Genomic DNA, 5,270 nt, shown 5'->3' on the forward strand with positions numbered 1-5,270 from the left:
AAAGAGTGGATTCAGTGTGGGGTCAACAGCGAATCCTGATAGCACGATAGACGCTGTTCCTACTTCCAGCGTTGGCAAGATACTCTGATTGACACTGAACCCACGGTCTATGTCAACTGACACTACGCCACAAGTTAGTGGGTGCCATGTTGGAGAGAGGTCACCAAGCAGTGCTGGTCCTCCCAATTTGCTTTCCCCAATGATAAAAGAAGTTGAACCATAGAGTTCAATCTTTACATCTTCATCTATTCTAAATGTCATTAGTTACTGAACACCTTCTTGCCAGTCTTCTTTTCATATGCCTTAATCTCAGCAATGATTTGCTGTGGGGTAATGTTAGGATTAGCAATACTGATATTGTAGGTATTCCCCTTACCTGCAGCAATTGTTTTGTTCAAGCCATTGATGGCATTTTGTAGTCCTGAAGTAGATGTGCCAGTAATGGCAAGATTACCAGCAGCACCTACAGCAGCACCTGAGCTTGCAAGGTCTTTGCGTAGTCCAAGGAACTCATTCAAGCTACCCGAAGTTACGAGTTCCCTAGCTGCAACGGAACCTGCAAGAGGTCCTAGTCCAATTAGTTCGTCAATCAGGGCAGCGTCTGCACCCTTCTTGCGAAGTTCAATAATGTCTTTAGAGAATGTCTTTACAGCATCCTTGATTCGCTTCATCTGAGCGATAACCTTAGCGACACTGAATCTAGCAGTGAAGCCATTTGAGATAACACCAAATGATAGTCCTACAGCGTCTCTGAAGCTCTCTGAGGCGTTTTTAATTCTAGCCTTAGCCTCATTCAAAGTTTGCTGTAACTTCTCTACAATCGCCTTTACACGCTTCTGGAAAGGTGTATCTCCTGTGTCACCAGCTGGGTCTTCTTCTTCTACAATTGCATCTGCAATCTGCTTACGAAGGTTGCTAAATCTATTCTCTTCACCAGTTGTAGCACCACCAACACGTGCGTCAATATCAATAGTAATCTTCTTGCCATCAAGCTGTTCAATGATATTGTTTACGCCACCTAGTGTGCTTCTTACAAGTCCACCAGCCTGGTCTAGTTCTTTTAGACCCTGCTTGTTAGCATCAAAGTTTTGCTTGAGTCTGTTTAGTGGACCATCAAGCTTCTTTACGTTGTCCCCTGCTTTTACTAGGTCATCAACTGCCTTGGCATTCTTTGCGATTGCGTCTGCACTGTTATCAGCAGTTGTTGGTAGCTTCATAAAAGCATCGTCTACTGCCTTTGCTCTCTTCTCAGCACCACCAAAGAAACCAGCAATGTTGTCACCAATCTTTACAAAGAAGTCAACTACAGCCTTACCTGTCTTGCTGAATGCACCTAGCACACCACCAAGAATCTTGAATGCTCCTGTAAATGGAACTAGGAACGAACCTGCATAACCAATCCAGTAACCAATAGCCTGAAGTCCCTTGCCTAGCAACTCTAGGAAGCCAGCTAGTCCACTGACCTGTTCTCCTGCTGGTAGGAATAGGTTAATCCAACCAAACAAACCATCAAACAAACCATCTAGGACTGCTAGAACACCCTTTAGAATCTCACCAAATGCACCAATCAAATCTGTGATTGGCTTTAGTCCTTCTGCAAACTTAGCAAAGCCATTGTCTGCTTGTGCTGTACCGTTTAGGAAATCTGTCAAATCAGTAATTGCCTTGACAACCTTAGTGCCAAAGTTAGTAGCTGCTGTTCCTGTACCCTCAAATGCAGCCTTAACTCTGTTGTTGATTGCATCTGCAAGGGCATTAATCTTAGGTAGGTTGTCATCAATAAAGGTTGCAATGCTGCCTAGGGCAGGTAGGAAAGCAGCACCAATGGTTTCTTTTACCTCGTCAAAGGCAATTCTAAGTCTGTTGTAAGGGTCTAGGTTGTTTGCTGCAGCAGCTGCACCTTTGAACTGCTTCTCTAGGTCAGCTACGAAGTCTGATGAGTTTCTAATAGAAGGGATAAGCTTAACAAGGCTAGCAGTGTTACCATTCAATGCCCTGGACAATGCTGTGGATACAGAGTCTAGAGACTTGCCTGTCTGAGCTGAGATATCAGTAGCAAGGTTTAGTAGTCTAAATGCACGTGTTGTGTCTCTAGTAGACCTAATTAGCTTGGCATAAGCAGGACGTAGTTCATCATCTACAACACCTGTGGCTGACTGAACAGCACCAATCTGTTCTTCCACAGAGGCAACAACAGCATCAGAAGCACCAACGGTATTCCTGAGCTGCTGTGCCAACAGTGTTTGAGCTTTGATGTCATCTACGGCTGCCTTTGTGAGGCTTGAGATACCGCTGGTGATTGCTTTAAAGGAGATTCCAACACCAATGGTTGCTAGGGCAGTATTAATACCCCTGGAGATACCTTGTGCAGACTTCTTGAGTCCGTTGAGCTGCTTTGTAGCACCCTTGGTAGCCTTGGTAAGGTTTTTATACTCACCAAGTATCTGGACTTCTAGATTGAGGCTCAAAGCAATTCTCCTAATTCATCTTCAATGCTACTTCCACCACGCTCTTCTAAGGCTTCAACGAATGCATTAATCTCATACAATTTTAGCTTCTTGTATTCACTAGGTGACATTTTGGTAGCCAAGCAAAAGCTAGCCATACGCTTAGCAGCGTTACGGACTAGTTCTCTTTTGGGTCTGCTTCACCTGGCTGTAGCAATTCCATTGCTTCTTTAAACGATACCTTGCCAGCGTCAGCAATGGTGTACTTCTCGTCTTCACGCTTCTTGACTACGAATACAACTGCCTTTAGGCTCTTGCCCTTTAGTGCAGTGTCATCCATTAGTGCATCAATTGGAGAACCAGAAATCATTTCAATGGTTTCTACTTCTTCTATGGTTAGTGATTCAAAATCAAATTTAGCCATGTTAGTTACCTTCCTTTGTACTTGTCTATCAGTCTTTGTAGGTTATCAAAGTACTGCTTGTATATCTTATCAATATTAGGGTTGATTGCCCTACTGAAGAATTGGTTTGGCTTGATACCCCGTCTAAACCATCCCCAGTGAATTGGATTAGCATATGGAACTCTTGCTCCACCTGCTCTTACAATTGCTTTTCTTTGCTGAGTAGCAGTTCTAATACTACCCCTTAGCTTACCTGTCTTGACAGGCACCAGGGTTCTGGCTTCCCCAGCAACTATCTCTGCAGCGTCTTTACCTGCTGCTGCAATCTCAGATGCAGGAACTCCTACGTCTTTGAGTGCTCTGATAGCTCTGTTTAAACCAGATACCCTGATGCTGTCTTTAGACATGATTAAGCGGTTACAACCTCTACACCCCAGTAGATGTCGCTAGCTGGTGTGTGGGTAGCGTTTGATACCTCAAGTGCTACAGAGAATGTAGCAGTCTCACCAGCAGTTAGTGCTAGTGGAGGAAGCTCGCTGAATACAACGGTTCCCTCGTAGTGAGGCTGTGATGCAGATGCGGTTGCGTTGCCGTGTGGGGCAATGGTGAAGCCTACCTCAGTGCCGTAGTTGTCCCAGAGGGTGCGGTATAGCGAACCAGCTGCTCCAGAAGTAATTCCTTCTAGGGTCAGGGTCCACTGCTTACCAACAGATACCTCACAGAATGTACGAACGTCACCAGGTGCGTCACCCAATTCAAGGTTCACAGAAGTTGCGTCGCAAGCGTGGTCCGTAGTACCAATCTTGAAGACAATGTTCTGAGCCTTAATGCGTGTTGATGCAGCCATGATTTGACTCTCCTTATATCGTGATTGAAATTTCTACCTGCACACTTGTGCTGAGATATTCAGCATTGTTGTATGCAAGAGAGTATGGTTTGTCTACCCTCAGCAACCTAGCATAGCCAGGTAGTGCCTTGAGTACACTTTCAATGAGTTGTTCCAGTGTTTCTGTAGCAGACTCATTTGTTGCTGTACCTGCCACTAGAATCAATTCTAGGGACATTACATACTCGTTACCAATGGTTTCAACTGTAATGAATGGGTTACCAGTATTGATAACTACAACTGGAGGAACAATACGCTCAGGCAAGAATGCATAGACATCTAGTCCTTCATCCTTAAGTGCCGTTGCAAATTCTTCTTTAGCCAGTGTAATTTCATTCATTAGAGTCCCACCTTTACAAATGGTAGAAGTAGTGGGTATACAGCATTCATTGGGTCTTTTGCAACACGGAATGGCGAACCATCCATGCTAGCAAACTGAGCAATTCCATTGGGTGCAGAACGGCGGTGATACAGCTCTGAAGCTGCCAATAGAATAGCCTGGTCCTTGATTACAGTTGGAACAGAAGCTGAACCAACGTAATTGTTAACCAAAGCAGTAGCAGTTGTGATACAGCCAGACTCAAAGTCGTAGGAGTTACCTTCTACTACCTTGAACCCAACATATCCTGCTAGTGTTCCTAAATCTACCGCCATTCTGAACCTCCTAGAATTAAGCTACTACTGGAACTAGTGCCTCTGGTGCCTCAGTAGCAAGTGCTGCGTACTGGTAGACAGAGAAGTCACGGCTCAAGTTGATGATGTTGTCATCAGTTAGAGACACAACTGGGTTGGTGTATAGACGCATTGCGTTACCGTTAACGAATGCAGCCTTGTTGGTACCAAGAGCAGTGTCAACTGCAACACGTAGACCAGCGAAGGAACCGCCAAGTGCTAGTGGGTTAACCTGACCAACAGTGTTTACACCATTGTTGCCCTGAACTAGAAGTAGTGGGCGTCCGTCAGAACCTTCAAGTGCCATTAGAGACTTGAATACGTCCTTAGATACAACTAGAGCGTCAATGCCCCAGCCACGGTTCTGGAACTTGTCAGCACCCTCAACAATAGCGTCTAGCCAGTTGGTGTAGGTTGCTGCAGTTAGAGCAGTACCAGAGATACCCATGTCAACAACAGCAGAACCTGCTGTGGTTACGTGAGCAGCGTGTTGTGACAAGAAGCCACCACGAACGAATCCGTTTAGGTTGTTAGCAACTGCAACTGCCATTGCTCGCATGTGTGCGTCAAGGAAGTTTACAGAAGAACGCTCAATTGCCTGACGAGTCAAAGTGGTGTATCCACCAAATGTCTTTACAGGTGCAGTAGCGGTGGTTAGAGATACCTGACCGTAAGTTAGGTCATCTCCTTCAGCTTCCTGCTCACCAACGCCTACGTCGTTTGAGTCAAGAACTGCGTACTCTAGGATGTTTCCAGAAGCTGGAAGAACACCAGTAGAGATAAGACCACGGACACCAATTGGGGAGTCCACGATACGGGTTAGGTCACCAATGAAGGTGTTTAGCATTACAGAGTTGTCAGT

At 45.3% G+C, this 5,270-nt stretch carries 8 protein-coding genes; all 8 read right to left on the bottom strand.

The window, feature by feature from the left end; all coding sequences use genetic code 11:
• A partial coding sequence (locus ACIQ2X_RS16340; protein ID WP_396180059.1) for a hypothetical protein occupies positions 1-261 on the bottom strand: 261 nt, incomplete at its 3' end.
• Complete coding sequence (locus tag ACIQ2X_RS16345) at positions 261-2,468, bottom strand: hypothetical protein (protein WP_396180060.1); 2,208 nt, start codon at positions 2,466-2,468, stop codon at positions 261-263. The genes ACIQ2X_RS16340 and ACIQ2X_RS16345, both read right to left, overlap by 1 nt.
• Before the next feature lie 157 nt (positions 2,469-2,625).
• The gene (locus ACIQ2X_RS16350; RefSeq protein WP_396180061.1) at positions 2,626-2,871 is read right to left on the bottom strand and encodes a hypothetical protein; all 246 of its coding nucleotides are present in this window, start codon (positions 2,869-2,871) and stop codon (positions 2,626-2,628) included.
• A 5-nt stretch (positions 2,872-2,876) separates the two neighbouring features.
• Positions 2,877-3,257 carry an HK97 gp10 family phage protein gene (locus tag ACIQ2X_RS16355; RefSeq protein WP_396180062.1) on the bottom strand — a complete coding sequence of 127 codons (381 nt, stop codon included), beginning with the start codon at positions 3,255-3,257 and terminating at the stop codon, positions 2,877-2,879.
• A 2-nt stretch (positions 3,258-3,259) separates the two neighbouring features.
• Positions 3,260-3,697, bottom strand: coding sequence for a hypothetical protein (locus tag ACIQ2X_RS16360; protein WP_396180063.1), 438 nt, complete (start codon positions 3,695-3,697; stop codon positions 3,260-3,262).
• Between the two features lie 13 nt (positions 3,698-3,710).
• Positions 3,711-4,076, bottom strand: a complete 366-nt coding sequence (locus ACIQ2X_RS16365) for a hypothetical protein (RefSeq protein ID WP_396180064.1) — start codon at positions 4,074-4,076, stop codon at positions 3,711-3,713.
• Positions 4,076-4,390 carry a hypothetical protein gene (locus ACIQ2X_RS16370; protein WP_396180065.1) on the bottom strand — a complete coding sequence of 105 codons (315 nt, stop codon included), beginning with the start codon at positions 4,388-4,390 and terminating at the stop codon, positions 4,076-4,078. The genes ACIQ2X_RS16365 and ACIQ2X_RS16370 overlap by 1 nt, the downstream gene beginning before the upstream one ends.
• A gap of 16 nt (positions 4,391-4,406) precedes the next feature.
• On the bottom strand, positions 4,407-5,270 hold an 864-nt coding region (locus ACIQ2X_RS16375; protein WP_396180066.1), incomplete at its 5' end, for a phage major capsid protein.

It is taken from the genome of Flavobacterium sp., from assembly GCF_044368625.1.
In the GTDB taxonomy this organism is placed as follows: Bacteria; Bacteroidota; Bacteroidia; order Flavobacteriales; family Flavobacteriaceae; genus Flavobacterium.